Source organism: Geminicoccus flavidas (assembly GCF_009806515.1).
Classification (GTDB): Bacteria; Pseudomonadota; Alphaproteobacteria; order Geminicoccales; family Geminicoccaceae; genus Geminicoccus; species Geminicoccus flavidus.
Genome location: NZ_WUJP01000186.1, coordinates 1 through 2,447, shown reverse-complemented (window position 1 = coordinate 2,447; position 2,447 = coordinate 1). Strand labels below are relative to the sequence as shown.

The 2,447-nt window shown below is 68.0% G+C and carries 4 protein-coding genes; 3 read left to right on the top strand and 1 reads right to left on the bottom strand.

The window, feature by feature from the left end:
• Positions 1–586 (bottom strand): TonB-dependent receptor plug domain-containing protein (locus EQG76_RS05105; protein WP_159711186.1); only part of this gene is annotated, 586 nt, incomplete at its 3' end.
• 397 nt (positions 587–983) lie between these two features.
• Here EQG76_RS05105 and EQG76_RS32050 point away from each other — a divergent pair.
• The 3 genes from EQG76_RS32050 to EQG76_RS05090 all read left to right on the top strand — a co-directional run.
• Positions 984–1,547 carry a GntR family transcriptional regulator gene (locus tag EQG76_RS32050; RefSeq protein WP_255476476.1) on the top strand — a complete coding sequence of 188 codons (564 nt, stop codon included), beginning with the start codon at positions 984–986 and terminating at the stop codon, positions 1,545–1,547.
• Positions 1,548–1,724: 177 nt separating this feature from the next.
• Positions 1,725–2,021 carry a carbohydrate kinase family protein gene (locus EQG76_RS33280; RefSeq protein WP_159711182.1) on the top strand — a complete coding sequence of 99 codons (297 nt, stop codon included), beginning with the start codon at positions 1,725–1,727 and terminating at the stop codon, positions 2,019–2,021.
• A 7-nt stretch (positions 2,022–2,028) separates the two neighbouring features.
• Positions 2,029–2,447, top strand: a 419-nt coding sequence (locus EQG76_RS05090; protein ID WP_159711180.1) for a pyridoxal-phosphate dependent enzyme, incomplete at its 3' end; no start/stop codon positions are given.

Below are 2,447 nucleotides of genomic sequence, written 5' to 3'. Positions count from 1 at the left end.
CCGAGTCCGAGTGCTCCTGCAGCGTGCCGTCGAGCGAGACCGAGCCGCCCCATTTCTCCGCGACCTTGCGGGTGATGATGTTGATCACGCCGCCCATCGCGTCGGAGCCGTAGAGCGAGGACATCGGCCCGCGCACCACCTCGATCCGCTCGATCGCTTCCAGCGGCGGGATGAAGTTCTGCTCGTAGCCGGAGTTGCCGTTGGTGCGGATGTCGCGGGTGCTCTGGCGCTTCCCGTCCACCAGGATCAGCGTGTAGCTGCCCGGCAGGCCACGGATGAAGATATCCTGCTCGTTGGCGGTGCCGGTGACCGCCACGCCCGGCACCTCGCGCAGCGCGTCGGTCAGGTCGCGGAACTCCTGGGTTTCCAGTTGCTCGCGGGTGATGATCGAGATGCTGGCCGGCGCATCCTGGATCTCCTGGGCGAAGCCGGAGGCAGTGACCACGACGGGCGACAAGGCCATGGCCTGCGGTGCTGCCGCAGCGCCGCCTTCGGCCAGTGTTTCCGATTGAGCAAGCGCCTGGCCGGCCAGGACGAGGCAGGAGACGGAGGCGTACCAGAAAGTACGCAGCACCGAGCGCGACATCGAATCCCCCCGGAATGCCGCCTTGGAGGCGCACGCGCGTAGACGCGCGAGGCGGACGCCAATGGCGTCATCCCGGCGGCAAGCAAACGATGAGTGTTCTCGTGTGCTAGGTCGCGCGCGACCAAGTGTAAACCTGAAACATTATTCTTTAGAACTACAGTAATTCGCAAATCTTGTTATGTCGTACGAAACGATTGTCGGTATATGCATGATCCAGTGCTCGTACCGTTTCCGGCTGTATGTAGCCGGTTGATGCCGACCAATCTCCAGCACAAAGCAGTCCAGACGTCTGATGACTGCGGGCCATCCATGCCGCTCCCCGACCTGGATCCGCTGCCCGTCGTCAGCTCGGTGCAGTGTGCCAGCCGCGCGATCCAGGCACTGATCGACCAGGACCCTGCCTCCGGGTGCCCGGCTGCCGTCCGAGGCCGATCTCGGCCCGCGCCTGGGCGTGTCGCGTGCGACCCTGCGCGAGGCGATGAAGCTGCTGGAGCAGGACGGGCTGATCCACACCGGGCATGGCAGCGGCCGGTATGCGGCCGCGGCCCTTCGGGTCGAGCGGCCGATCACGACCTATGAGAGCATCCGCCAGATGCTGAGCCGCCAGGGCAGCCGCGCGCAGGTCCTGGAGATCCGCCGGGAGCTTCCGTCAGCCGAGATGCCGAAGGTCCTGGCCCTGTCCTCAGGTATGGAGGTGATCCGGATCGCGCGCCTCTACCGGCACGACGACAAGCCGCTGGTGTTCTGCATCGACAGCGTCCCGGCCAGCCTCCTCCCAGGCCTGCCGACGGCGGAGGATCTGGTCGCGTCGCTCAACGACCTCCTGGACCGCCATGGCTGCCGGCCGCTCATGTCGACCGCCAACGTGGCGGTCACGATGCTGCCCCGGGGGTCTCGCCCGACGCTACCGGCTGCCCGATCGGCTTCGAGGAGTTCGGCGCCTGCGCGGTCTACCACCTGAGCGATGCGGACTTCGCGGCGCTCTGCCGGTTCCGGCACGTCCATATCGGCTGGTTTCCCCGATGCCAATCGCTGGCGCGCCCGGCTGATGGGCGGCCGGCGTGAGCGTTTCGCAGGATCTCGCCGTCAACAAGGGCAAGGGCGACATGGACATCGCTTCGATTCCGCCGGTGAGGACGTGGCGCACGCCGAACGCCCGCTCCAGGATGCCCTGGGCGCGGGTGCCAAGCTCGCGGTGGTCAGCATGGGCGCCCTTGGGTGCGATCGCTGGCGACGGGGCGGGATCCGGCGGATCGAAGCCGTGCCGCTTCGCCCGGTCGACACCACCGGCTCTGGCGACGGCTTCATCGCGGGCTTTCTCCATGCGCGACTTCGCGGCAAAGATGTGGCCGACAGCCTCGCCGCCGGCCGGGACGCCGCAGCCAAGACCTGCATGCACCCGGGCGGCTTTCCTCAGCCGCTCGAAAGGCTCTGACCCTACGATGTTGATCGACCTCGACGACGTTCGCGCCGCAGCCGCCCGCCTGCAGGGCAAGGTCCGCCGCACGCCCATGATGCCGGCCGACCAGATGCTGGCGCCGCCCGCGGATGCGTCGCTCTGGCTGAAGCTGGAATGCCTGCAGGTGACCGGCTCCTTCAAGGCGCGCGGCGCCACCAACCGCCTGCTCCAGACCCCGCCCGAGAAGCTGAAGAACGGCATCGTCACCGCATCCGGCGGTAACCATGGCTTGGCGGTGGCCAGGGCCGGGCGGCTCGCCGGCGTGCGCACCACCGTGTTCCTGCCCGAGACCTCCTCGCCGCCCAAGCGCGCCAAGATCGCCGCCTGGGGGGCCGATGCCCGGGTGGTGGGTGCCCAGTGGGACCAGTCCAACCTGGCAGCCCACCAGTTCGCCGAGGAGAC